Raw genomic sequence first — 23,787 nt, forward strand, 5'->3', positions numbered from 1 at the left:
GACGCCGTGATGACCCTGGCAGACGCCGTGGTGATCCCGTTAGACGCCGTGGTGACCCCGGTGGCGGGGACGGACGGTCAGGCGGCTTCGCGGTGCCGCTTCCCGTCGTGGGCGGGCCGCTTCTCCGGGTGCGCGGGCTCGGGCCCGCGCGGCGGCCGGGACACGGCCTCCGCGGCGGCGCAGGACGCCAGCAGGTCGCGCATGGACACCCCGGCGAGGGCGGACGGCCGCCGCGGGACCTGGGGCTCGGTGGCCGGCATGGGCGCCTCCTGGGGGTCGGGCGGACCTAGTTAGGTAGACCTAACCAAGGGCGGGACACCATGTGACCACGCCCGGCACACCGAACGCAACATCTTGCCGACGTCCTGTCGGAACCTTCGTCCCCTTCGCCGGGGCACGGCCCGCCCGCGACGCGCGCCCTGGCGGCGAGCCCGCCCGTGTGAGCGGCCACGGCGGCCGATCAGCCGAGGCCGCCGGGGCCGGGGCCGCCGGGGCCGGGGCCGCCGAGCGGCGCAGGCCTCCGGCACGCTCGGGCCGACTCCTGCGGCAGGCTCCCGCGGCCGCCTCGCCCGGGCCGCCCCGCTCAGGCCACCGGCGCCCCCGGACCGGCTCCCGCGGCCGCCCCGCTCAGGCCGCCAGCACGCTCAGGTCCGCCGACGCCCACCGGTCGCCCAGACCGGTGACCGTCACCTGCCGCACCTCGTCCGTCGTGTCGCCCACGGCCCGGTGGATGCGCACCTGGAGCCGCTCCTCGGTCAGCTCCTCGACCTTGCCCTCGCCCCACTCCACGACGACCACGGACTCGGGCAGGGAGACGTCGAGGTCCAGGTCCTCCATCTCGTCGAGCCCGCCGCCCAGGCGGTAGGCGTCGACGTGGACGAGCGGCGGACCGCCCTGGAGGGAGGGGTGGACCCGGGCGATCACGAAGGTGGGCGAGGTGACCGCGCCCCGCACGCCGAGTCCCTCGCCGAGGCCGCGCGTCAGGGTCGTCTTGCCCGCGCCCAGCTCGCCGCTGAGCATCACGAGATCGCCCGCGCGCAGCAGTTCGGCCAGGCGCCGGCCCAGGTCCCGCATCTGCTCGGGGGAGGTGACGGTCAGCTCGGTCTCAGCCGGGTTGCGCGCTGCTGCTGGTGCTTCCATAGCCACCCACGGTAACGCCTGCCGGTACGGCGCCCGCGCGGGTGAGCAGGTCCGCGAGCCGGTCGGTGACGACCTCCGGGTGCTCCAGCATCACGAGGTGACCGGCGTCGGGGACGAGCACCAGTTCGGCGTCCGGCAGCAGGTCGGCGATGGCCTCGCTGTGTTCGCTCGGCGTCACCAGGTCCCCGATGCCGGCCAGCACCAGCACCGGCATGTCGCTGAAGCAGGCGAGCGCCTCGGTCTTGTCGTGGTCGGTGAAGGCCGGGTAGAACTCGGCGACCACGTCGATCGGCGTGCCCTCGATCATCCGCTCGGCGAAGCGGACGACGGCCGGATCCACGTCCCGCGAGGCGAACGAGTACCGCTTGACGACCCCTGCGAACAGATCGGCGGTGGCCCTCCGCCCCTTCTCCACCAGCGCGGCCTGCTGGCCCAGCGCCTTCAGCACGCCCGGCAGCACGCGTCGCACGGCGTTCACCCCGGCGACCGGCAGGCCGAAGTTCACCTCGCCGAGCCGCCCGGACGACGTACCGACGAAGGCGGTGGCGACGACCCGCTCGAGGATCAGCTCGGGGAACTGCGCGGCCAGCGCCATGACGGTCATGCCGCCCATCGAGTGCCCGACGAGCACGATCGGCCCCTCCGGCACGGCCGCGTCGATGACGGCCTTCAGGTCACGCCCCAGCTGCTCGATGGTGAGCGGCTCGCCGTCCCGCAGCTGGGCCGCGCCGCGCGCGGACCGGCCGTGGCTGCGCTGGTCCCAGTGCACGGTCCGTACGACGCCCCGCAGGGCCTCCCGCTGGAAGTGCCAGGAGTCCTGGGTGAGGCAGTAGCCGTGGCTGAAGACGACGGTGACGGGGAGCGGGGCCTTGCGGCCGAACAGCCTGCGCCGGCGGTTCGCCGGTCCGCCCTGCGGCTCGACGTCGTCGACCTCGTAGTACAGCTCGGTGCCGTCGTCGGCGAAGGCCTTGCCGGGGGTGCCGCGGAGGGCGCCGTACGGGCCCGTCGAGTCGAGGGCGAGACGGGCCCTGGCCCGCATGCCCCGCCCGACGGTCATCCGCTCCAGGGCGACTCCGGCGGCGGCACCCGCGGCGATCACGCCTATCGCGGCACCCGCGATGCCCGTCGCCCGGCGCCAGCCGCCGGCCCCCGTGGCGGAGGCGGCGTCGACGACCGCCGAGGCGGCACCAGCCAACGCCTCCGCGCTGCTCTCGCTCACGTACCGCTCCTCTTCGCAGGGTGTCGCAGGGTGTGCAGGGTGTCGCAGGATGCCGTCGGGTGCCGGGGTGCCGGCGCGCGGACACCCGTTTGGTTCCTCGTTCACATGAACCGCATGCACACGAATCGCCTGTGCATGTACGGGGACGCGGGTGCGCTCAGAAGAACGCGCTCACGGGGTCCGGTCCGCCTCGCCCGCGTAGACGCGCGGGACGCGTGCTCCGATGCGCGTGACGATCTCGTACGCGATGGTGCCCGCGGCCTGCGCCCAGTCCTCGGCGGTGGGCTCGCCCCGGTCGCCGGGGCCGAAGAGCACGGCCTCCTCGCCGGGGGCGGGCTCGTCGCCGCCCAGGTCGACGACGAACTGGTCCATCGCGATCCGCCCGGCGACCGTACGCCACTTGCCGCCGACGAGGACGGGGCCGGTGCCGGAGGCGTGCCGGGGGACGCCGTCGGCGTAGCCGAGGGGGACCAGGGCGAGGGTGGTCTCGCCGGGGGTCGTGTAGTGGTGGCCGTAGCTGACGCCGTGGCCGCCCGGCACGTGCTTGACCAGGGCCAGCGAGGCCGACAGCGTCATCACCGGGCGCAGTCCCAGGTCGGCGGCGGAGCCCAGCTCGGGGCTCGGGGAGACGCCGTACATGGCGATGCCCGGCCGGATCAGGTCGAAGTGGGTCTCGGGCAGGGTCAGCACGGCCGGCGAGTTGGCGATGTGCCGCACCTCGGGCCGTACGCCGTGCTCCTCGGCGTACGCCAGCATCTCGCGGAAGCGGGCGAGCTGGGCGGCGACGGACGGGTGGCCGGGTTCGTCGGCGCAGGCGAAGTGCGACCACAGGCCGGTGATCCGGACCAGGCCCGCGCGCTCGGCGCGCAGCGCCTCGGCGACCAGTTCGGGCCAGTCGGCGGGCTGGCAGCCGTTGCGCCCGAGCCCCGTGTCGGCCTTGAGCTGCACGCGGGCGGCCCGCCCTGCGAGCCGCGCCCCCTCGGCAGCCTCGCGCAGCGCCCACACACCGCTCACGGACACGTCCAGGTCCGCCTCGACGGCCTCCCGCCAGGGCCCGCCCGGAGTCCACAGCCAGCACATGATCCGCACGTCCGCCGGCAGTCCCGCCCCGGCGCGCAGCGCGAGGGCCTCCTCCGGGGTGGCGGTGCCGATCCAGGTGGCGCCCGCCTCGACGGCGGCGCGGGCGCAGGCGACCGCGCCGTGGCCGTACCCGTCGGCCTTCACCACGGCCATGAACGCCGCGCCGGGCGCCTTCGCGCGCAGGGCGCGCACGTTGGCCCGCAGCGCGGCCAGATCGATCTCGGCGCGGGCGCGCAACGGGGCGGCGGCCGGCTGTGCAGTCTCACTCATCGCGCCCAGTCTCTCAGAGCCCCCCGACGCGCATGGAGAGCCGGGCCGGACGGCGGGCGGCACGGGGCGTTCCCGCCGGTCCGGGGCCTCCCAGGGGGCCGGGGCCGGGGCTTCCAGGGGGGTCCGAAGCCGGGACTTCCCAGGGGGAGTCCGGGGCGGGGGCCTCCCGGGGGGAGTCCGGGCCGGGGGCCTCCCGGGGGAAGTCCGGGCCGGGGGCCTCCCGGGGGAAGTCCGGGCCGGGGTCGCGCAGGGGAAGTCCGGCGCCGGGGTCGCGCAGGCGGGGGCGCTCCCCCGCCTCACTCCCGTACGACATCGCGCCAGGCCCTCGCCACCGCCTCCGCCACCTCGTGCGCCGCCACCGGCGCGCCCGCCGCCGCGAACCGCCCGGCCAGTCCGTGCAGGTACGCCCCCGCGCTGCCGGCGTCCACCGCCGACAGCCCCGCGGCCAGCAGCGAGCCCGCCACCCCCGAGAGCACGTCCCCGCTGCCGGCCGTGGCCAGCCACGGCGTCCCCGTCGGGTTCACCCGCACCGCGCCCGCACCGCCCTCCCCCGCGACCACCGTCGTGGCTCCCTTCAGCAGCACGGCCGCCCCGTACCGCCCCGCCAGCTCCCGCACGGCGCTCAGCCGCCCCGCCTCGACCTCCTCCCGCGACACCCCGAGGAGCGCCGCCGCCTCCCCGGCGTGCGGGGTCAACAGCGTCGGCGCCGTCCGCCCGCGCACCGCGTCCACGTCGGCGAGCCGCAGCCCGTCCGCGTCGATCAGCACCGGCACGTCGCAGGCGAGCACCTCCGCCACGGTGCCGGCGTCGTCCCCGGCGCCGGGCCCGACGACCCACGCCTGCACCCGCCCGGCCCGCTCGGGCCCCCGGTCGGACACCAGCGTCTCGGGGTAGCGCGCGAGCACGGCCTGCCCGGCGGGTCCGACGTACCGTACGGCCCCCGCCCCGCCCCGCAGCGCGCCGGCGACCGCCAGGACGGCCGCGCCCGGATAGCGCGCGGACCCGGCGGCGATCCCGACCACCCCGCGCCGGTACTTGTCGCTCGCGGCGCCCGGCACGGGCAGCAGCCGGGCCACGTCGGCGTGCTGGAGGGCCTCCAGTTCCGGCTCGCCGGGCAGGTCGAGGCCGATGTCGACGAGCCGCACCGTCCCGGCGTACCCGCGCGCCGGATCGACCAGCAGGGCCGGCTTGTGCGTCCCGAACGTCACGGTGAGGTCGGCCCGCACGGCGGCGCCCCGTACCTCGCCCGTGTCGGCCTCGACGCCGCTGGGCAGGTCGACGGCGACGACGGCGGCCCGGGACCCGTCGGCCAGCGCGGCGAGCCGTGCCGCGTCCTCGCGCAGTCCGCCGCGCCCGCCGATCCCGACGATGCCGTCGAGGACGAGGTCGGCCCGCCGGATCGGCCCGTCGGCGTCCTGCGGTGCCACGGTCCGCCCACCGGCCCGCAGCAACGCGGCCAGCCCGCCGGCGTGCGCGCGCCCGGGAGCGAGCGGCACGGCCGTCACGCCCGCGCCGCGCCGCGCCAGCCGGGCCCCGGCGTACAGGGCGTCACCCCCGTTGTCGCCGCTCCCGACGAGCAGGACGACCCGGCGTCCGTACACCCGCCCCATCAGATCGGCACAGGCGGCGGCGAGCCCGGCGGCGGCCCGCTGCATCAGGGCGCCCTCCGGGAGCCGCGCCATCAGGTCCCGCTCGGCGGCCCGGACCGTGTCCACGCAATAGGCAGTACGCATGGGCCCAGTCAAACACCGGGCCCCCCGCCGCGGGCGGACCCGCCCCGCCCTCCCGTCCCGCCGCGGTCACCCTTCCGCGATCACCACCGCCGAGGCGACACCGGCGTCATGACTGAGCGACACGTGCCAGGACTGCACGCCCAGTTCGGCGGCCCGGGCGGCGACGCTCCCGCGCACCCGCAGCCGCGGCTGCCCGCTGTCCTCCACGTACACTTCCGCGTCCGTCCACAGCAGACCCGCGGGAGCGCCCAGCGCCTTGGCGAGGGCCTCCTTCGCCGCGAACCGGGCCGCGAGCGAGGCGGTACCCCGCCGCTCCCCGCTCGGCAGCAGCAACTCGCTCTCCAGGAAAAGGCGTCGGGCCAGCGCGGGCGTGCGTTCCAGCGATGCAGCGAACCGGTCGATCTCGGCCACGTCGATACCGACCCCGATGATGCTCATGCCGAGCACCCTAGGGCCTGGCCGGCGGATCGGGCCGGAGGAGACCGGCGGTGCCGCACGGCGGGAGGCCCGTCCGCCCCGGTCGCCCACGCGGCTGTCGGAGGTGGCTGCTAGCCTGCGGCGACTTGATCACACGGTCGCACCGCTCGTACACGGAACGGCCGCAGACCGACCACAGATCGATCAGCACACGTCACACCATCACTTCACCGCCCGCGCCCTGGGGGGCCAGTCGGCGCGCGCGGAAGGCAACGCCAGGGGGCGGGGGCATGAGCAGTACCACCGACGGCGGATCCACGGGCTCTCCGGGACCGACCTTCGACCCGTACGACAACACACCCGAGCTGGTCCCGCTGCGCACGGCCGCGCGGGCCGGTGACTGGCCCGCCGTCCGGGCCTTCGTCGAGGGACTGGACTCGGCCGGGAAGATCTCGATGGTCTCGTCCGTCCTCGCCGAGACCCCCGGCGTCGAGACCTTCCTGGAGCGGGCCGCCGCCGAACTCCCGGCCGATCCCCTGCCGCGCACCCTGCTCGCCGAACGGTACGTCCACATCGGCTGGGACATCCGCAGCGGCGCCCGCGCGCAGGACGTCTCGCGGGACCAGTTCGAGCAGTTCCACTCCTGGCTGCGCCGGGCCGAGCACCTGCTGATCGAGGTGTGCGCGGAGCAGCCGGCGTACGCCCCCGCCTGGGCGGTCCGGCTGACCACCGCGCGCGGCCTCCAGCTGGGGCAGGCCGAGGCGCGCCGCCGCTACGACCGGCTGTCCGCCCACCACCCGCACCACTACCGCGCGCAGACGCAGCTGCTCCAGCAGCTCTGCCCGAAGTGGGGCGGCACCTGGGAGGCGGCGCACGCCTTCGCCCGCGAGTGCGCGACCGCCGCGCCGGACGGCTCCAACTCCGGCGCCGTGGTGGCCCTCGCCCACATCGAGCACTGGCTGGACCTGGACAGTCCCGACGACGCCGCCTATCTGCGCGGTGCGCCGGTCCGCGACGACCTGCGCTTCGCCGCGCAGGTCTCGGTGCTGCACCCCGGCCACCGCCCCGACTGGTACTCCGTCGGCGCGCACAACGCCTTCGCGTTCGCCTTCTCGATGGGCGGCCACCACGCCGACGCGGCCCCGCACTTCGCCTTCCTCGGCGACCGGGCCACGGAGTTCCCGTGGCAGTACACGGGCGACCCGAAGGCGTCGTTCCTGAAGTTCCGCAAGCTCGCGGCACAGGCCTGAGGGGGCACCGGCACATGACCACCGACCTGCACGACCCGAGCGGCCTCGCCGCTCTCGACGGCCTGATCTCCCACACCACCGTCCAGGGCGTCCCCACCCTGTACACCGCCGGCTCCGGCAACGAGGTCAGCGCCGGACTGTTCTTCCGGGTGGGCCGCGCCGACGAGACCCTGGCCACCGCCGGGATCACGCACCTCGTCGAACACCTCGCCCTGCACCGCCTCGGCCTGTCCGACCTGCACTACAACGGCGCGACGGCGAACGCGTACACCCTCTTCCACGTCACCGGCAGCGAGGAGGAGGTCGTCACCCACCTCAACGGCGTGTGCGCGGGCCTGCGGGACCTGCCGATGGACCGCCTGGAGACCGAGAAGGAGATCCTGCGCACGGAGGCGGCGAGCCGCGGCGGCGGCCCCCACTCCCCGCTCGCTCTGTGGCGTTACGGCGCCCAGGGCTACGGCCTGTCCAGCTACAACGAACTGGGCACCTGGAGCCTCACCCCGGACCAGGTCCGGCACTGGGCCGAGACCCGCTTCACCCGGGACAACGCGGTGCTGTGGATCACCGGCGACCACGTGCCGGAGGGCCTCGACCTCGGCCTGCCCGCGGGGACCCGCTCGCCGGTCCCGGCCGCGACCAGCGCGCTGCCCGTCACCCCGGCCTACATCCACGGCGACGACGGCCACGTCGTCCTCACCTCGGTGCTGCCCCGCTCCGCCGCGGCCGCCGTCTTCGCCGACGTCCTCGGCCGGGCACTCTTCCACGACCTGCGCCAGGAGGGCGGCTACTCCTACGCCGCGGAGGCCGACTACTCACCGCGCGACGCCGCCTTCGCCACCCTCACCGCCCACGCGGACGCCCTGCCGCACAAGCAGGACGCGGTCGTCGGCGGCTTCGTCGACACCCTCGCCCGGCTGCGCGCGGGCCGCGTCGAGCAGTCCGAACTGGACTCCGCGCGCGGCAAGCTCCTCAAGGTGTACGACACCCCCGACCTCGGCGCCGCCGTCCTCCCGTCGTACGCGCTGAGCCTGCTGCTCGGGCACCCGCTCCTCTCCCCCGAGCAGCACCGGGCCGAGCTGAACGCGGTCACGGTCGCCGACCTGCACGAGGTGGCCCGTCAGACGTGGGACTCCGCCCTGCTCCAGGTGCCCGGCCGGGGCGTGGACTGGGCCGGCTTCACCCTGGCACCCCAGTCCTCCCCGGCCGCCGTCACCGGCACCCGGCACCCGTCCCTGGAGGACGACCGGGTCGCGCTGGTCATCGGCGCCGAGGGCGTCACCCTGGAGACCCCGAAGGGCCCGGTCACGGTCCGCTACGACGCCTGTGCCGCGATGACCGCCCGGCCGGACGGCGCCCGCGCGCTCACCGGTCTCGACGGCTTCGCGGTCACCGTCGAACCGACCCTCTTCGAGGGCGTCACCGCCGAACGCGTCGCGGCCCTGGACGCGGCGGTCCCCGCCGGCTGCGTCGTGCCGATGCCGGCCCGCGCCCCCGAGCAGATCCCGCAGCCGCGCAGGCCGGCCCCGGAGCCCGCCGTCGGGCGGCGCCGGGCGGGCGACCGGGGCCGGGCGACCGGCTGGGGCTGGGCGGCCCTCGTCGTCCTGCTGCCCGTACTGGCCGTGGCCTGGGCCGCCCTCGGCGTGTACCTGGTCGTCGACCGGATCGACGAGGGCCGCATACCACCCCTCGGGGGCACGCTCGTGATCATCGCCGTGGAACTGGCCCTGCTCCGCTGGACCCGCACGGCGAACCTGCGCCGCAGGCAGGCCCGCGGCTGACCGACGGGGACGACACCCGCGCACGCCCTCCCGCTGGCGCCTCGCACGGCGTCTCCGGCGGGAGGCGGCGTCCCCGGCGGGGGGGGCGCGGCAGCCGCGACGGGGCGGCGGGAGCGACCGGGCGGCGGCGGGGCGGCGGGGCGGCGGGGCGGCGGGGCGGCGGGGCGGCGGGGCGGCGGGGCGGCGGGGCGGCGGGGCGGCGGCCGTGCCTACTCCACCGTGACCGACTTCGCCAGGTTCCGGGGCTGGTCCACCTCGTTCCCCCGCGCCGTGGCCAGCTCGCAGGCGAACACCTGCAACGGCACCGTCGCCACCAGCGGCTGCAGCAGCGTCGGCGTCGCGGGGATCCGTACGAGATGGTCGGCGTACGGCACGACCGCCTCGTCCCCCTCCTCCGCGATCACGATCGTGCGCGCACCCCGCGCCCGGATCTCCTGGATGTTGGAGACGATCTTGTCGTGCAGCACGGACCGCCCCCGCGGGGACGGCACCACCACCACGACCGGCAGGTCCTCCTCGATGAGCGCGATCGGCCCGTGCTTCAGCTCACCGGCCGCGAAGCCCTCCGCGTGCATGTACGCCAGTTCCTTCAGCTTCAGCGCGCCCTCCAGTGCCACCGGATGGCCCACGTGCCGCCCGAGGAACAGCACGGTGTTCTTGTCGGCGAGCGACCGCGCCAGCTCCCGCACCGGCTCCATGGTCTCCAGCACCCGCTCGACCTCCCCGGAGATCCGCGCCAGGTCCCGCACCACGGCCCGGATCTCGTCCCCCCACTGGGTGCCGCGCACCTGGCCGAGGTAGAGGGCGACGAGGTAGCAGGCTACCAGCTGCGTCAGGAACGCCTTGGTGGAGGCGACGGCCACCTCGGGCCCGGCGTGGGTGTACAGCACCGCGTCCGACTCGCGCGGGATGGTCGACCCGTTGGTGTTGCAGATCGCCAGCACCTTGGAGCCCTGCTCGCGGGCGTGCCGCAGCGCCATCAGGGTGTCCATGGTCTCGCCGGACTGCGAGATCGCGATCACCAGCGAGCGCGCGCCGAGGATGGGGTCCCGGTACCGGAACTCGCTGGCCAGCTCCACCTCGCAGGGGATCCGCGTCCAGTGCTCGATGGCGTACTTGGCGATCAGCCCCGCGTGGAACGCCGTGCCGCAGGCGACGATGACGACCTTGTCGACCTCGCGCAGCTCCGCGGCCGGGATCCGCACCTCGTCGAGGGTCAGCGCGCCGGAGACGTCGACGCGACCCAGCAGGGTGTCGGCGACGGCCTTGGGCTGCTCGGCGATCTCCTTGAGCATGAAGTAGTCGTAACCGCCCTTCTCGGCGGCCGACGCGTCCCAGTCGACGTGGTACGAGCGCACCTCGGCCGGACGGCCGTCGAAGCCGGTGACCGTCACCTGGTCCCGGCGCAGCTCCACCACCTGGTCCTGGCCCAGCTCGATCGCCGAGCGCGTGTGGGCGATGAACGCGGCGACGTCCGAGGCGAGGAAGGCCTCACCCTCCCCGACGCCCACCACCAGCGGCGAGTTGCGGCGTGCCCCGACCACCACGTCCGGCTCGTCGGCGTGCACCGCGACGAGCGTGAACGCCCCCTCCAGCCGCCGGCACACCAGCCGCATGGCCTCCGCGAGGTCACCGGTCGCCGAGTACTCCTCGGCGAGCAGGTGGGCCACGGCCTCGGTGTCGGTCTCGGAGCGCAGCTCGTGCCCGCGCCCGGCCAACTCGGCCCGCAGCGCGGCGAAGTTCTCGATGATCCCGTTGTGCACGACGCAGACGCGTCCGGCGTTGTCGAGGTGCGGATGGGCGTTGGCGTCGGTGGGCCCGCCGTGCGTGGCCCACCGCGTGTGCCCGAGACCGGTCGTCCCGGTCGGCAGCGGCCGGGCCCCCAGCTCCTTCTCCAGATTGACCAGTTTGCCCGCCTTCTTGGCGGCGGCGAGCCCTCCGTCCGCGAGGACGGCGACGCCCGCCGAGTCGTATCCCCGGTACTCCAGCCGCTTCAGCCCGGCCATGACGACCTCGAGAGCCGGCTGAGACCCCACGTATCCCACGATTCCACACATGACCGGCAGCGTACGGCGGGACAGCACCTCGAAAGGGCCTCCACGTGCCCGAATTCGGAAATTCCCACGGGGGTACGCACGCCGCGGCGACAGCTCACGTCCATCGGCGGCCGGGGTGACGGATCCCACCCGCCATCCTGTTCAAACTCCGTTAACAATGGACTGTGATCTCTCCGGTCCCCTCGATACCGCGGAGCGCCCACCGGCACCGGCCGGAGGCGACTCCCTACGTCGACCTCACCCGTTCCGAGTGGAGCGCGCTGCGCGACAAGACCCCGCAGCCCCTCACGGCCGAGGAGGTCGAGCAGCTGCGCGGCCTCGGCGACGTCATCGACCTGGACGAGGTCCGTGACATCTACCTCCCGCTGTCCCGGCTGCTGAACCTGTACGTGGGCGCCACCGACGGCCTGCGCTCGGCCCTGAACACCTTCCTCGGCGAACAGGGCTCCCAGTCCGGCACCCCGTTCGTCATAGGTGTCGCCGGCTCGGTGGCGGTGGGCAAGTCCACGGTCGCCCGCCTCCTCCAGGCCCTCCTGTCGCGCTGGCCGGAACATCCCCGCGTCGAGCTGGTCACCACCGACGGCTTCCTGCTGCCCACCAGGGAGCTGGAGTCCCGCGGCCTGATGTCGCGGAAGGGTTTCCCCGAGTCGTACGACCGCCGCGCCCTCACCCGGTTCGTCGCCGACGTCAAGGCCGGGAAGGGCGAGGTCACCGCACCCGTCTACTCCCACCTGATCTACGACATCGTGCCCGACCGGCGCCTCACGGTCCGCCGCCCCGACATCCTCATCGTCGAGGGCCTGAACGTCCTCCAGCCCGCGCTCCCCGGCAAGGACGGCCGCACCCGCGTCGGTCTCGCCGACTACTTCGACTTCAGCGTGTACGTCGACGCCCGCGTCGAGGACATCGAGCGCTGGTACCTCAACCGCTTCCGCAAGCTGCGCGCGACCGCCTTCCAGGACCCGCACTCGTACTTCCGCAAGTACACCCAGGTCTCCGAGGACGAGGCACTCGACTACGCCCGCACGATGTGGCGCACCGTCAACAAGCCCAACCTGGTGGAGAACATCGCCCCCACCCGCGGCCGCGCGGCCCTCGTCCTGCGCAAGGGCCCGGACCACAAGGTCCAACGACTGAGCCTGCGCAAGCTCTGATCCGAGCCCGCCGCCCCTGCGGGGCGCCCCGTGGTCCGCGCCTGTTAGAAAGGGCGCCATGCTGCACCTGCGCCTGATCACTCCGCCCGACCGCACCGACGACGCGGTCCGCCTGATCGAGAACACGGCCGGCGCCACCCACCTGGTGGTGCTGCCGGGTGCCGCCCGCGACCCCGGGGGCGACGTCGTCATGTGCGACGTGGCACGCGAGGCGGGTGACCAACTCCTCACCGAACTGCAGGAGTTGGGACTGGAGGACACCGGCTCGATCGCCGCCGAGAACATCGACCTGTCGCTGTCCCGGCGAGCCGACCGGGCCGAGGCGGAGGCACCGGGCGAGGCCGCCGACGCGGTCCTGTGGGAGCACCTGGTCGAGGCGACGCACGAGGAGTCGACCCTCTCGGTCACCTACGTCGCCTTCATCACCCTGGCCACGATGATCGCGGCCTGCGGTGTGGTGCTCGACAACGCGATCCTGATCGTGGGCGCGATGGCGGTCGGCCCGGAGTTCGGCCCCCTGGCCGGCATCTGCACGGCCACCGTGCAGCGCGCGCCGCGCCTGGCCCTGCGTTCCCTGGTCGCCCTGCTGGTCGGCTTCGCCGCGGCGATGGCGGTGACGGCGGGCTTCAGTCTCTTCATGGACGCCGTGGGCCTGTTCACCAAGGACCAACTGGAGGGCGACCGCCCGAACACGGGGTTCGTCTACGCCCCGGACTGGTTCTCCTTCGTGGTGGCGGTCCTCGCCGGTGCCGCCGGCACCCTCTCCCTCACCTCGGCGAAGTCGGGCGCCCTGGTCGGCGTCGCCATCTCGGTCACCACCGTCCCGGCCGCCGCCAACGCGGCCGTGGCACTGACCTACGGCGACACCAACCAGACCCTGCGTTCCTCGGAACAACTCCTGCTGAACCTGCTGGGCATCGTCCTGGCGGGGATCCTGACCCTGCTGGTGCAGAAGTGGCTCTGGTCGCTCGCGAGGAGGCGTCAGACGACGGCTCACCCACGAGCCGGGGCGAAGTCCGCCCCGCGGGCCTGAGGCCTTTCGTCCGGATCGGACCGGATCGGGTCGGACCGGCGGGCCCGGTCCGACCCGGACGAGAAGGTCTAGCCGAGCGCCGACTTCACGGCGTCGGCCAGCCGCCCCGCGACGGACCGGGCCTGGTCGATGTCCGCCGCCTCCACCATGACCCGCACCAGCGGCTCGGTGCCGGAGGGCCGCAGCAGCACCCGCCCGGTGGCGCCCAGCTCCCGCTCCGCCTCGCCGACCGCGGCCGCGAGCTCCGCCGAGCTGGCGACCCGGGACCTGTCCACGTCGGGCACGTTGATCAGCACCTGCGGCAGCCGCTCCATGACGGACGCCAGCTCCCGGAGCGTCCGTCCGCTCTCGGCGACCCGCGCCGCCAGCATCAGCCCGGTCAGCGTGCCGTCGCCGGTGGTCGCGTGGTCGAGGATGATCACGTGCCCGGACTGCTCACCGCCGAGCGCGTACCCGTGCTGCTTCATCTCCTCCAGCACGTACCGGTCGCCCACGGCGGCCTGCACGAGCGAGATGCCCTCGCGTTCCATCGCCATCTTGAAGCCGAGGTTGGACATGACGGTCGCGACGACGGTGTCCGAGCGCAGGGCGCCCCGCTCCCGCATCGCGAGCGCGAGCACGGCGAGGATCTGGTCCCCGTCGATCTCCTCGCCGGTGTGGTCCACGGCCAGGCAGCGGTCGGCGTCACCGTCGTGCGCGATGCCGAGGGCGGCCCCGTGCTCGACGACGGCGGCCTTCAGCTTGTCCAGGTGGGTGGAGCCGCAGCCGTCGTTGATGTTGAGGCCGTCCGGCTCGGCACCGATCGTGACGACCTCGGCGCCGGCCCGCGTGAAGGCCTCCGGCGAGACCCGGGCGGCGGCTCCGTGCGCCTCGTCCAGCACGATCTTCAGCCCGTCGAGCCGGTTCGGCAGTACGGCGATCAGGTGGGCGACGTACCGGTCGAACCCCTCGTCGTACGCGCGCACCCGGCCGACGCCGGCGCCGGTCGGACGGTCCCAGGGGGCACCGGTGCGGTGCTCGTCGTAGACCTTCTCGATCCTGTCCTCCAGCTCGTCGGCGAGCTTGTGGCCGCCGCGGGCGAAGAACTTGACGCCGTTGTCGGGCATGGCGTTGTGGCTGGCGGAGAGCATCACGCCGAGGTCGGCACCGAGCGATCCGGTGAGGTAGGCGACCGCGGGCGTCGGCAGCACGCCGACCCGCAGGACGTCGACGCCCGCGCTGGCCAGACCGGCCACGACGGCCGCTTCGAGGAACTCCCCGGAGGCACGCGGATCCCGTCCGACGACCGCCACCGGCCGGTGGCCCGCGAAGGTGCCCGCCTCGGCCAGCACGTGCGCCGCCGCGACGGAGAGGCCCAGCGCCATCTCGGCCGTGAGATCCACGTTGGCGACACCGCGCACGCCGTCCGTGCCGAAGAGTCGTCCCACTTGTCCTCCTGAGGAAGCGTCAGTTTCGAAAGCCGTGCGGCGCGTCGATGGATCAGCGGCGGCTCCCGCGTTCAGGCATTTGATGCCCTGAACATCCGATCACACAAGCCTTTGAGCACCTTGTGCCGTTATACGCCCACGGTTACGGGAAAACGAACGCCCCGACGGCACTGTGGCGTGCCGCCGGGGCGTTCGGAGTACGGAGGGGTGGGCCGATCGGCCCACAGCCCGTACGAGCAGGCAGCGAAGCTTAGCGCTTGCTGTACTGCGGGGCCTTGCGGGCCTTCTTGAGACCGGCCTTCTTGCGCTCGACCGCACGGTCGTCACGCGTGAGGAAGCCGGCCTTCTTCAGGGCGCCGCGGTTGTTGTCGACGTCGGCCTCGTTCAGCGCTCGGGCGACACCGAGACGGAGCGCACCGGCCTGGCCGGAGACGCCGCCACCGGCGATGCGGGCGATGACGTCGTAACGGCCCTCGAGCTCGAGGACCTTGAACGGCTCGTTGACTTCCTGCTGGTGCACCTTGTTCGGGAAGTAGTCCTCGAGGGTGCGACCGTTGATCTTCCACTTGCCGGTGCCCGGGACGATCCGGACGCGGGCGATGGCGTTCTTGCGACGGCCCAGGCCGGCGGCCGGCTGCGGGTCGCCGAAGCGGCCGGCCAGCGACTCCGAGGTGTACTCGCCCTCGACGGGCACCTCGGACTCGGTGGTGTAGCTGTCGATGTCAAGCTCTTCGAGCGGCTGCTCGGCAGTGGTCTCGGCCACGGTGATTCCTCAGATTCTCTTGGCTCGGTTTGGTCTGGCCGGTGTTACTGCGCGACCTGGGTGATCTCGAACGGCTGCGGCTGCTGCGCGCCGTGCGGGTGCTGGTCACCCCTGTAGACCTTCAGCTTCGAGAGCATCTGACGGCCCAGCGTGTTCTTCGGGAGCATGCCCTTGACGGCCTTCTCGATGGCCTTCTCGGGGTTCTTGTCCAGCAGCTCGTCGTAACGGACGGAGCGCAGACCACCCGGGTAGCCGGAGTGGCGGTACGCCATCTTCTGGGTCCGCTTGTTGCCGGACAGGTGCACCTTGTCGGCGTTGATGATGATGACGAAGTCACCGGTGTCGACGTGAGGGGCGTAGATCGGCTTGTGCTTGCCGCGCAGGATGGAGGCGGCGGTGCTGGCGAGACGACCCAGGACGATGTCCTGAGCGTCGATGACGTGCCACTGGCGCGTCACATCGCCGGGCTTGGGGCTGTACGTACGCACGGTTCGTAGCCTTCGCTTCGAGTGAGTGGTCCTGACAAGGTCACCGAAGACGATCACGACAGCCCTGACCGCACTGCGGTGACGCATACCGCGTGCAGGTCGCTGGTCATCGGCCCGGTGGACCGGTGTAAGGGCCCGTCCCGTGAGAATGAGCAAGCCAATACACAACGAAGATGCAGGATACCCGCGGTGGCTCGGCCGGGTCAAAACGAGGCCCGCGGCCGCCGGGATCGCTGCTTCTTCTCATCCAGTGTAAATGTGATCGTCGCCGGGGACCGCCGTCGCCCGCGGGCCCGCGCCCGCCGGGTCGGGCCGCCCCGCCGGTGGACGCCGACCGCACCGGCAGGCCACCGTCACGGCCAGGACGCACAACGTCACCGCGTCCCGGAAGGCCCGGCGCTGCACCGTCTCCAGATAAGGCCAGGTCAGGCCCGGTAGCTGCGGGACCATCGCCAGCCAGAACCACGGTCCGCGCACCACCGATCCCGGGTACGGCAGCCCGGCCAGCAGCAGCGGCACGACGACGAGCAGGTAGTGGTCGTACGACGGCCGTGAGACCAGGAACACCGGGAGCATCAGCCCCGCCGCGGTCTCGGAGAGCCGCAGCGGACCGGGGTCGGCACGGCCCCAGCGCCGGTACGCCGCGACCAGCCCCGCCGCGCAGGCGGCCAGCGCCAGCGTCCGGGCCGCGGGCGCCGGCACCCCCAGCCGCGGCAGCACGGCCCCCGGAGAGGCCTCGTAGAGCCGCACGAAGGCGTCCTGGCCATGCAGCAGGAAGGGCAGGGTCCGGGTGAGGAACCCGGCCGGGTCGGGCAGCAGCAGGGCGCTCGCGCCGGAGGCCAGCGCCGGGACCGCGGCCATGACGGCGAGCGCCTTCCAGCGGCCCGCGAACAGCAGCAGCAGGGCCAGCGGGGCCAGCAGCGGTTTCAGCGCCAGGGCCGCACCGAGCACCGCGCCCGCCGCCGTCCACCGGCCCCGGCTCGCCAGCAGCAGTCCCAGCGGCAGGGCCAGGACCGCCGTCGCCGTCCAGTTGCCCAGCCGCACCAGGTGCCCGAAGGGCGCGAAGCCGGCCGCGAGCGCGGTCAGCCCGAGCACCGCGAGCCGGCTGTCCAACGGCACCCGGTGCAGCCGCAGCGCGCACCCCCAGCCGCCCACCAGACAGGCCGCGACGACCACCGGCACCAGCACGCGCAGCGCCTGAGGCGGCAGCAGCGCCTGCGGCACGGCGGCGAGCACCGCCCCCGGCAGATACAGGAAGTGCGGGTCGTCGTACGGGGACCGCCCCTCCAGCCAGGCGCGCGCCGCCCGGACGACGATCGCGTTGTCCATGCCGCCGTCCGGGGTGGCCCGCGCCACATGCCCCGTCAGCGCGCCCAGGACCGCCGCCAGCCCCAGCCACGGCGGCCAGGGAGAACGCCGCACCAACCACCCCGAGATGTCGCCTTTGACCGTACTCATTCCCCGAACGCTAGGGGCAGCTGAGCCTGTTGAGGCGGAACAGCACACCTCTCGCCCCGTCTAAGATGCGGCGCATGAGCTATGGGCAGGGGGGACCTCAGTCCCAGTGGGATCCCTGGAAACCGAACTCCCAGCAGCCGTGGACCAGCGGTGCCACGGACCCTTCGCCGGACTGGGCCGCGCTCGCCGAGGCGTCGGAGTCGCGCAACAAGCGCCGCCGGCTGCTGCTGATAGGCGGGGGCGTGCTCGCGACGCTCGGCGTCGGCACCGCCGTGGCCATGGCCGTGGTGTCGGCGAACGGCGGTGACGAGGCGTCCGACCGGCCGGCCTCCTCGCTGCCCGCCACCGCCGACCTGCCGAGCGCGTCCGGGACGCCGTCCTTCGCACCGACCAGCGCCCCGCCGCCGCTGGACCCGAAGGAGTTCGTCTCCAGCAAGGCCAAGGACGGCGCGCCCAACGGCCCGGACATCATGTTCCCGGGCAGGCAGCTGACGATGGGCTCGGCCGTCTACAAGAAGGCCGCGAAGACCGACACCACCAACTGCGTCACCGCCGCCGCGGGCACCCTGCCCAAGGTGCTGACCGCCAACGGCTGCACCCGCCTGATGCGCGTGACCTACGTCAAGGACGGCGTCGCGGTGACGGTCGGGGTGGCCGTCTTCGACACCGAGGCCCAGGCCCTCAAGGCCAAGGGCCAGGCCGACAAGAGCAGCATCATCAAGGCGCTGCCCGGCACCGACGCCAAGTCCTTCTGCGCCGGCGCGATCTGCCGCTCGACGACCAACTCCTACGGCCGGTACGCCTACTTCACGATCACGGGCTTCACCGACGGCAAGGACGTGACGACGAAGGACACCCAGGTCTTCGCCGCCGGTGACGGCCTCGCGGAGTTCACGTTCCAGCAGATCCGCCGCCGCGGCGAGACGCAGGCATCGGCGGCGGCGAACCAGTGACCCATTCCCCGGGGGCGGGTCAGCAGCACCCGGCCCCGGGCAGCGTCCGCCGGTTCCGCGCCTCCCTGCTGCGCGCGGCCAGCAGCTCGTCGGCCGGGTAGCCGACCTCCTCCAGCGTCAGCCCGTGCGGCCGGACGACGTGCACCGCCGAGTCCCGTACGCCCGCGGCCAGCACCTTCCCCGGCCACTCCGGGCCCCGGTGCCCGTCCCCCACGAACAGCAGCGCCCCGATCAGCGAGCGCACCATGTTGTGGCAGAAGGCGTCGGCCCGCACGGTCGCCGTGACGATCCCGTCCCCGCCGCGCACCAGGCTCAGCTCCTGGAGCGTGCGGATCGTGGTCGCCCCCTCCCGCCGCTTGCAGTAGGCGGCGAAGTCGTGCTCCCCGAGCAGGCGCCCGGCGGCCTCGTTCATGGCGTCGACGTCGAGGGGCCAGTCGTGCCAGAGGACGTGACCGCGCAGCAGCGGGTCCACCCCGCCGGGGTTGTCGGTGACCCGGTAGGCGTACCGCCGCCAGACGGCCGAGAACCGCGCGTTGAAACCGGCGGGCGCCTCCCGCAGCGCCCACACCCGGACGTCCCTGGGGAGCCGCCCGGCGAGCCGCTTGAGCAGCTTGGCGTGGTGCTCCGCCCAGACCTCGCGCGGCAGGTCGACGTGCGCGACCTGCCCCCGCGCGTGCACACCGGCGTCCGTGCGCCCGGCCACGGTCAGCTCGTACGTCTCCCCCGACCGCGTGACGGTCCGCAGGGCGTCCTCGATCTCGCCCTGCACGGTCCGCCGGCCGCCGGCCTGCTTGGCCCACCCCGAGAACTCCGCCCCGTCGTAGGACAGGTCCAGCCGCACCCGTACGAACCCGGGCTGTACTTCGTCACTCACTCCTGGATCCTCTCGACAACACGAGAGCGGGCCCGCCCCGAAGGGAGGACCCGCTCCTGTGCAAGGCAGAGCCTCAGGCGTCCTTCGACTCCTCGGACGCGTCCTCGGCCTTGGCCTCGGCAGCGTCCTCGACGACCTCGTCGGACTTGGCCTCGGCGGCCTCGTCCTTCTTGAGGGTGTCTTCCTTGACCGCGCGCTTCGTCGCGGCCTCGGCCTCACCGGTCGCCTGCTGCGCCACGGTCAGCGCCTCGACCAGCTCGATGACGGCCATGGGCGCGTTGTCGCCACGGCGGTTACCGATCTTGGTGATGCGGGTGTAGCCACCCGGGCGGTTCTCGTAGCGCGGGCCGATCTCGGTGAAGAGCGTGTGCACGATGCTCTTGTCCGAGATGACCTGGAGCACCTGGCGGCGGTTGTGAAGGTCGCCCTTCTTCGCCTTGGTGACCAGACGCTCGGCGTAGGGCCGCAGACGGCGGGCCTTCGCCTCGGTGGTGGTGATGCGGCCGTGCTCGAACAGCTGCTTCGCGAGGTTCGCGAGAAGCATCTTCTCGTGCGCGGCGCTGCCGCCCAGACGGGCACCCTTGGCGGGCTTCGGCATGGTCTTTCTCCTCAGTGTCTGCCCCGGCCGTACCAGGTACCGGGGTCAGTATCCGAGCGGGCGGTCGCCCGTCGGAGATCCGGACGACAGCCCCGCAGGGGCGTCGTCCGGAAGGGGCGCGGGGAACTGCGCGACCAAGCACAGCGTTCCCGCGCCCAACAGCGAACCGGTGGTCCCGAGCTCTCAGTACTGCTCGGTCTCGACGAAGCCCGCGTCCGCGTCGTCGTCCGCGCCGAAGGCGTCGGCCGCGGCGGTCGGGTCGAATCCGGGCGGGCTGTCCTTGAGGGCCAGGCCCATGCCGGCCAGCTTCGCCTTGACCTCGTCGATCGACTTCGCACCGAAGTTGCGGATGTCGAGCAGGTCGGCCTCGGAGCGGGCGACGAGCTCACCCACGGAGTGGATGCCCTCACGCTTGAGGCAGTTGTACGACCGAACGGTGAGCTCCAGCTCCTCGATCGGCAGGGCGAGATCAGCGGCGAGGGCGGCGTCCGTGGGGGACGGACCCATGTCGATGCCCTCGGCGTCGATGTTCAGCTCGCGGGCGAGACCGAACAGCTCGACCAGCGTCTTGCCGGCGGAGGCCATGGCGTCGCGCGGACGCATCGCCTGCTTGGTCTCGACGTCGACGATCAGCTTGTCGAAGTCGGTGCGCTGCTCGACACGCGTCGCCTCGACCTTGTACGTGACCTTGAGGACCGGCGAGTAGATCGAGTCGACCGGGATGCGCCCGATCTCCTGACCGACCTGCTTGTTCTGCACGGCGGAGACGTAGCCGCGACCGCGCTCGACGGTCAGCTCCATCTCCAGCTTGCCCTTGCCGTTGAGCGTGGCGAGGACGAGGTCGGGGTTGTGCACCTCGACACCGGCCGGGGGCGCGATGTCGGCGGCGGTGACCAGACCCGGGCCCTGCTTGCGCAGGTACATCACGACCGGCTCGTCGTGCTCCGAGGAGACGACCAGCTGCTTGATGTTGAGGATCAGGTCGGTGACGTCCTCCTTGACGCCCGGCACGGTGGTGAACTCGTGCAGCACGCCGTCGATGCGGATGGACGTGACCGCCGCACCCGGGATCGAGGACAGGAGGGTCCGGCGGAGGGAGTTGCCGAGGGTGTAGCCGAAGCCCGGCTCCAGCGGCTCGATCACGAACCGGGAGCGGAACTCGTCGACGACCTCTTCGGTCAACGAGGGACGCTGAGCAATCAGCATGTTGCTTTCCTTCTGTCAGGGGCGCCCGCTATTTGACGCCCTGATACGAGACAAGGGTACGGGCGACACGGCTCGAAGGAGCCGTACCGCCCGAGAACCTCAGTCCGGCAAGCGACCGTGCGTCAGACGCGGCGGCGCTTCGGCGGACGGCAACCGTACTGCGACATGCGGGGGACGACCCCCGCACCCCCAGCCGACGGCCGAGCCACCGTGAGCCCGTGCGTCAGACGCGGCGGCGCTTCGGCGGACGGCAACCGTTGTGCGGGGTCGGGGTGACGTCCTGGATGGAGCCGACCTCGAGGCCCGTGGCCTGCAGGGAACGGATGGCGGTCTCACGACCGGCGCCCGGGCCCTTGACGAAGACGTCGACCTTGCGCATGCCGTGCTCCTGCGCGCGACGGGCGGCCGACTCGGCGGCCATCTGCGCGGCGAACGGCGTGGACTTGCGCGAGCCCTTGAAACCGACGTGGCCGGCGGAGGCCCACGAGATCACGTTTCCGGCCGGGTCCGTGATGGACACGATCGTGTTGTTGAACGTGCTCTTGATGTGCGCCTGGCCGTGCGCGACGTTCTTCTTTTCCTTGCGGCGCACCTTCTTGGCAGCGCCCTGACGACCCTTGGGGGGCATCTATTACTCCTACGGGAGGTGGTCGGTCCTACAGCGAAGACCGCTGATGAGCGTCCGCTGAGGACTACTTCTTGCCCGGCTTCTTCTTGCCGGCGATGGCGCGACGCGGGCCCTTGCGGGTACGGGCGTTCGTGCTGGTGCGCTGACCGCGGACGGGCAGACCACGACGGTGACGGAGACCCTGGTAGCAGCCGATCTCGACCTTGCGGCGGATGTCGGCCTGGATCTCGCGACGGAGGTCACCCTCGGTCTTGATGTTGGCGTCCACGTACTCGCGGATCGCGACGAGCTGCTCCTCGGAGAGGTCGCGAACGCGGGTGTTGGGGTCGACGCCGGTCGCAGCCAGCGTCTCCTGGGACAGGGTCCGGCCGATGCCGAACACGTAGGTGAGGGCGACCTCCACGCGCTTTTCGCGCGGGATGTCAACACCGGAAACGCGTGCCATTCAATGGCTCCTGGTGATCTTCGGAGGTCTTCCGCAGAACCGCCTCCCAGCCGCCGTCCTCTTCCCGGGATGCCCTGGAAGATTTGGTACGGACTGGGTCCCCGGCCTCCGAACCGGGGGTGTCAGACCACAGGTCTGGGTTCTGCGTATGAACATATTCAGCTCGCGTCGCGCGAAGATTCTGCGTGATGCAGAGGGTGTGATCTGTGTGCGGTCAGCCCTGGCGCTGCTTGTGGCGCGGGTTCTCGCAGATGACCATGACCCGACCGTGACGGCGGATCACCCTGCACTTGTCGCAGATCTTCTTGACGCTCGGCTTGACCTTCATGGGATGTGAGGTTCTCCGGGTCAGTTGCCGGCCACCCCGGGCGGGAACGCACGGGGCCTGGGCAAGATCTACTTGTACCGGTAGACGATCCGGCCGCGCGTCAGGTCGTACGGAGACAGCTCCACCACGACCCGGTCGTCAGGGAGGATGCGGATGTAGTGCATGCGCATCTTGCCGCTGATGTGCGCCAGGACCTGGTGGCCGTTCTGGAGCTCGACCCTGAACATGGCGTTCGGAAGAGACTCGACGACAGTGCCCTCGATCTCGATGGCACCTTGCTTCTTGGCCACGCTTCGCCCTTCGAATCGACTACCTTGATCGACTCCTGGGCTTTCCCTTACGGGCGCATACAGACATGCGGGTGCACAAGAGCCGACGAGTCAGTCTACGTCAGCGCACCCGGAAACACGAATCGAGGAAGTGTGCCCATCCCGGGAGATCCTTAAGCGGCCCACGGGACCGGAGCGGGCCGGGTGGGGAAGGACGGGAAGGGGCGGGACGGGAAGGGGCGGCGGGGGCGAGACACCTCGAACCCCCGCCCGGCACCCTCAGCCCAGCGGGTCGGGCGCGGCCACGACCCCGTGCTCGGCGAGCTTCGCCTTCCCGCCGTCCACGGCGGTCAGCACCAGCGGCCCCTGCTCGGTCAACGCCACCGAGTGCTCCCAGTGCGACGACCAGGTCCCGTCCGTGGTGATGACGGTCCAGTCGTCCGCGAGGACCTCCGTCCGCGGCGTCCCGAGCGACACCATCGGCTCGATGGCCAGGCAGAACCCGGGGACCAGCTTGGGCCCCTTGCCCCTCTTGCGGTCGACGTAGTTCAGCAGGTGCGGGTCCATGTGCATCTCGGTGCCGATGCCGTGGCCGCCGTAGTCCTCGATGATCCCGTAGCGTCCGCCGCCCGGCTTCGGCTGGCGGCGGATGTACGTCTCGATGGCCCGCGACACGTCCACCAGCCGGTTGCCCTGCTTCATCGCCGCGATGCCGGCCCACATCGACTCCTCGGTCACCCGGGACAGCTCGATCAGCTCCGGGGCGTGACCGGAGCCGACGAAGGCCGTGTAGGCGGCGTCGCCGTGCCAGCCGTCGACGATCGCCCCGCAGTCGATGGAGATGACGTCCCCGTCCTTGAGGACGACGTCGTCGGAGGGGATGCCGTGGACGACGACGTCGTTCACCGAGGTGCAGATGGTCGCGGGGAAGCCGCCGTAGCCGAGGAAGTTCGACTTCGCGCCGTGCTCGGCGAGGACCTTGCGGGCGACCTCGTCGAGGTCCTTCGTGGTCGCCCCCGGCACCGCCGCTTCCCGCGTCGCCGCGTGGATGGCGGCGACGACCAGGCCCGCCGCGCGCATCTTGGCGATCTGCTCGGGGCTCTTGATCTGCACCATGGGGGGCCTGCGCTCTCCGTCACTCAGGTCGGTCGATGACATACGTACACAACAGTACGGCCGTGGCGTCCCGGAGGACTCCACGGCCGTACCGGGACGGAAC

General features: G+C 72.7%; 24 protein-coding genes. 5 read left to right on the top strand and 19 right to left on the bottom strand.

Annotated elements, in window-relative coordinates; genetic code table 11:
* Positions 1–77: 77 nt before the first annotated feature.
* The 6 genes from ACGFQC_RS08095 to ACGFQC_RS08120 form a co-directional block, all read right to left on the bottom strand.
* Positions 78–260, bottom strand: coding sequence for a hypothetical protein (locus tag ACGFQC_RS08095; protein WP_363089053.1), 183 nt, complete (start codon positions 258–260; stop codon positions 78–80).
* Positions 261–627: 367 nt separating this feature from the next.
* A complete protein-coding gene (gene tsaE / locus ACGFQC_RS08100) occupies positions 628–1,140 on the bottom strand; it encodes a tRNA (adenosine(37)-N6)-threonylcarbamoyltransferase complex ATPase subunit type 1 TsaE (RefSeq protein ID WP_363089052.1) in 513 nt (170 codons plus the stop codon).
* Positions 1,106–2,359 carry an alpha/beta hydrolase gene (locus ACGFQC_RS08105; RefSeq protein WP_363089051.1) on the bottom strand — a complete coding sequence of 418 codons (1,254 nt, stop codon included), beginning with the start codon at positions 2,357–2,359 and terminating at the stop codon, positions 1,106–1,108. The genes tsaE and ACGFQC_RS08105 overlap by 35 nt, the downstream gene beginning before the upstream one ends.
* Before the next feature lie 171 nt (positions 2,360–2,530).
* Complete coding sequence (gene alr / locus ACGFQC_RS08110) at positions 2,531–3,709, bottom strand: alanine racemase (protein ID WP_363089050.1); 1,179 nt, start codon at positions 3,707–3,709, stop codon at positions 2,531–2,533.
* 296 nt (positions 3,710–4,005) lie between these two features.
* Positions 4,006–5,442, bottom strand: coding sequence for an NAD(P)H-hydrate dehydratase (locus tag ACGFQC_RS08115; protein WP_363089049.1), 1,437 nt, complete (start codon positions 5,440–5,442; stop codon positions 4,006–4,008).
* Between the two features lie 66 nt (positions 5,443–5,508).
* Positions 5,509–5,880 carry a holo-ACP synthase gene (locus ACGFQC_RS08120; RefSeq protein ID WP_363089048.1) on the bottom strand — a complete coding sequence of 124 codons (372 nt, stop codon included), beginning with the start codon at positions 5,878–5,880 and terminating at the stop codon, positions 5,509–5,511.
* A 269-nt stretch (positions 5,881–6,149) separates the two neighbouring features.
* On the opposite strand from ACGFQC_RS08120, the gene ACGFQC_RS08125 reads away from it, so the two are divergent.
* The gene (locus ACGFQC_RS08125) at positions 6,150–7,109 is read left to right on the top strand and encodes a hypothetical protein (protein WP_363089047.1); all 960 of its coding nucleotides are present in this window, start codon (positions 6,150–6,152) and stop codon (positions 7,107–7,109) included.
* A gap of 14 nt (positions 7,110–7,123) precedes the next feature.
* Entirely contained in the window at positions 7,124–8,887 is a 1,764-nt protein-coding gene (locus ACGFQC_RS08130) for an insulinase family protein (RefSeq protein WP_363089046.1), read from the top strand.
* A gap of 209 nt (positions 8,888–9,096) precedes the next feature.
* Here the strand turns inward: ACGFQC_RS08130 and glmS are convergent, their stop codons facing one another.
* Positions 9,097–10,944, bottom strand: coding sequence for a glutamine--fructose-6-phosphate transaminase (isomerizing) (glmS, locus tag ACGFQC_RS08135; protein WP_363089045.1), 1,848 nt, complete (start codon positions 10,942–10,944; stop codon positions 9,097–9,099).
* A gap of 164 nt (positions 10,945–11,108) precedes the next feature.
* On the opposite strand from glmS, the gene coaA reads away from it, so the two are divergent.
* Together coaA and ACGFQC_RS08145 are read left to right on the top strand one after the other, a co-directional pair.
* Complete coding sequence (gene coaA / locus ACGFQC_RS08140) at positions 11,109–12,098, top strand: type I pantothenate kinase (RefSeq protein ID WP_363089044.1); 990 nt, start codon at positions 11,109–11,111, stop codon at positions 12,096–12,098.
* A 58-nt stretch (positions 12,099–12,156) separates the two neighbouring features.
* A complete protein-coding gene (locus tag ACGFQC_RS08145) occupies positions 12,157–13,131 on the top strand; it encodes a DUF389 domain-containing protein (RefSeq protein WP_363089043.1) in 975 nt (324 codons plus the stop codon).
* A 68-nt stretch (positions 13,132–13,199) separates the two neighbouring features.
* On the opposite strand, the gene glmM is transcribed toward ACGFQC_RS08145, so the two are convergent.
* The 4 genes from glmM to ACGFQC_RS08165 all read right to left on the bottom strand — a co-directional run bounded on the left by glmM (position 13,200) and on the right by ACGFQC_RS08165 (position 17,267).
* On the bottom strand, positions 13,200–14,558 hold the full coding sequence (glmM, locus tag ACGFQC_RS08150; protein WP_363089042.1) for a phosphoglucosamine mutase: 1,359 nt from the start codon (positions 14,556–14,558) through the stop codon (positions 13,200–13,202).
* Positions 14,559–14,808: 250 nt separating this feature from the next.
* The gene (rpsI, locus tag ACGFQC_RS08155; RefSeq protein ID WP_356560302.1) at positions 14,809–15,321 is read right to left on the bottom strand and encodes a 30S ribosomal protein S9; all 513 of its coding nucleotides are present in this window, start codon (positions 15,319–15,321) and stop codon (positions 14,809–14,811) included.
* Between the two features lie 44 nt (positions 15,322–15,365).
* Entirely contained in the window at positions 15,366–15,809 is a 444-nt protein-coding gene (gene rplM / locus ACGFQC_RS08160; protein WP_363089041.1) for a 50S ribosomal protein L13, read from the bottom strand.
* 243 nt (positions 15,810–16,052) lie between these two features.
* Positions 16,053–17,267 (bottom strand): glycosyltransferase 87 family protein, encoded by a 1,215-nt coding sequence (locus tag ACGFQC_RS08165; protein WP_363089040.1) that lies wholly within the window; start codon positions 17,265–17,267, stop codon positions 16,053–16,055.
* 74 nt (positions 17,268–17,341) lie between these two features.
* Here ACGFQC_RS08165 and ACGFQC_RS08170 point away from each other — a divergent pair, with 74 nt between their 5' ends.
* On the top strand, positions 17,342–18,220 hold the full coding sequence (locus tag ACGFQC_RS08170) for a hypothetical protein (RefSeq protein ID WP_363089039.1): 879 nt from the start codon (positions 17,342–17,344) through the stop codon (positions 18,218–18,220).
* Positions 18,221–18,239: 19 nt separating this feature from the next.
* Here ACGFQC_RS08170 and truA read toward each other — a convergent pair whose 3' ends face one another.
* From truA to map, 8 genes are all read right to left on the bottom strand, one after another.
* Entirely contained in the window at positions 18,240–19,094 is an 855-nt protein-coding gene (truA, locus tag ACGFQC_RS08175) for a tRNA pseudouridine(38-40) synthase TruA (protein ID WP_363089038.1), read from the bottom strand.
* A 73-nt stretch (positions 19,095–19,167) separates the two neighbouring features.
* A complete protein-coding gene (gene rplQ / locus ACGFQC_RS08180; protein ID WP_363089037.1) occupies positions 19,168–19,692 on the bottom strand; it encodes a 50S ribosomal protein L17 in 525 nt (174 codons plus the stop codon).
* 183 nt (positions 19,693–19,875) lie between these two features.
* The gene (locus ACGFQC_RS08185) at positions 19,876–20,898 is read right to left on the bottom strand and encodes a DNA-directed RNA polymerase subunit alpha (protein ID WP_003966937.1); all 1,023 of its coding nucleotides are present in this window, start codon (positions 20,896–20,898) and stop codon (positions 19,876–19,878) included.
* 223 nt (positions 20,899–21,121) lie between these two features.
* Positions 21,122–21,526 (bottom strand): 30S ribosomal protein S11, encoded by a 405-nt coding sequence (gene rpsK, locus ACGFQC_RS08190; RefSeq protein ID WP_010354218.1) that lies wholly within the window; start codon positions 21,524–21,526, stop codon positions 21,122–21,124.
* A 64-nt stretch (positions 21,527–21,590) separates the two neighbouring features.
* Entirely contained in the window at positions 21,591–21,971 is a 381-nt protein-coding gene (gene rpsM, locus ACGFQC_RS08195; protein WP_020132619.1) for a 30S ribosomal protein S13, read from the bottom strand.
* A 214-nt stretch (positions 21,972–22,185) separates the two neighbouring features.
* Positions 22,186–22,299, bottom strand: a complete 114-nt coding sequence (gene rpmJ / locus ACGFQC_RS08200; RefSeq protein ID WP_003998809.1) for a 50S ribosomal protein L36 — start codon at positions 22,297–22,299, stop codon at positions 22,186–22,188.
* Positions 22,300–22,367: 68 nt separating this feature from the next.
* On the bottom strand, positions 22,368–22,589 hold the full coding sequence (infA, locus tag ACGFQC_RS08205) for a translation initiation factor IF-1 (protein ID WP_004927214.1): 222 nt from the start codon (positions 22,587–22,589) through the stop codon (positions 22,368–22,370).
* Between the two features lie 258 nt (positions 22,590–22,847).
* Positions 22,848–23,684 carry a type I methionyl aminopeptidase gene (gene map / locus ACGFQC_RS08210; RefSeq protein ID WP_363089036.1) on the bottom strand — a complete coding sequence of 279 codons (837 nt, stop codon included), beginning with the start codon at positions 23,682–23,684 and terminating at the stop codon, positions 22,848–22,850.
* Positions 23,685–23,787: the final 103 nt, after the last annotated feature.

Origin of the sequence: Streptomyces sp. NPDC048734, assembly GCF_043198675.1 — a bacterium.
Lineage (GTDB): Bacteria > Actinomycetota > Actinomycetes > Streptomycetales > Streptomycetaceae > Streptomyces.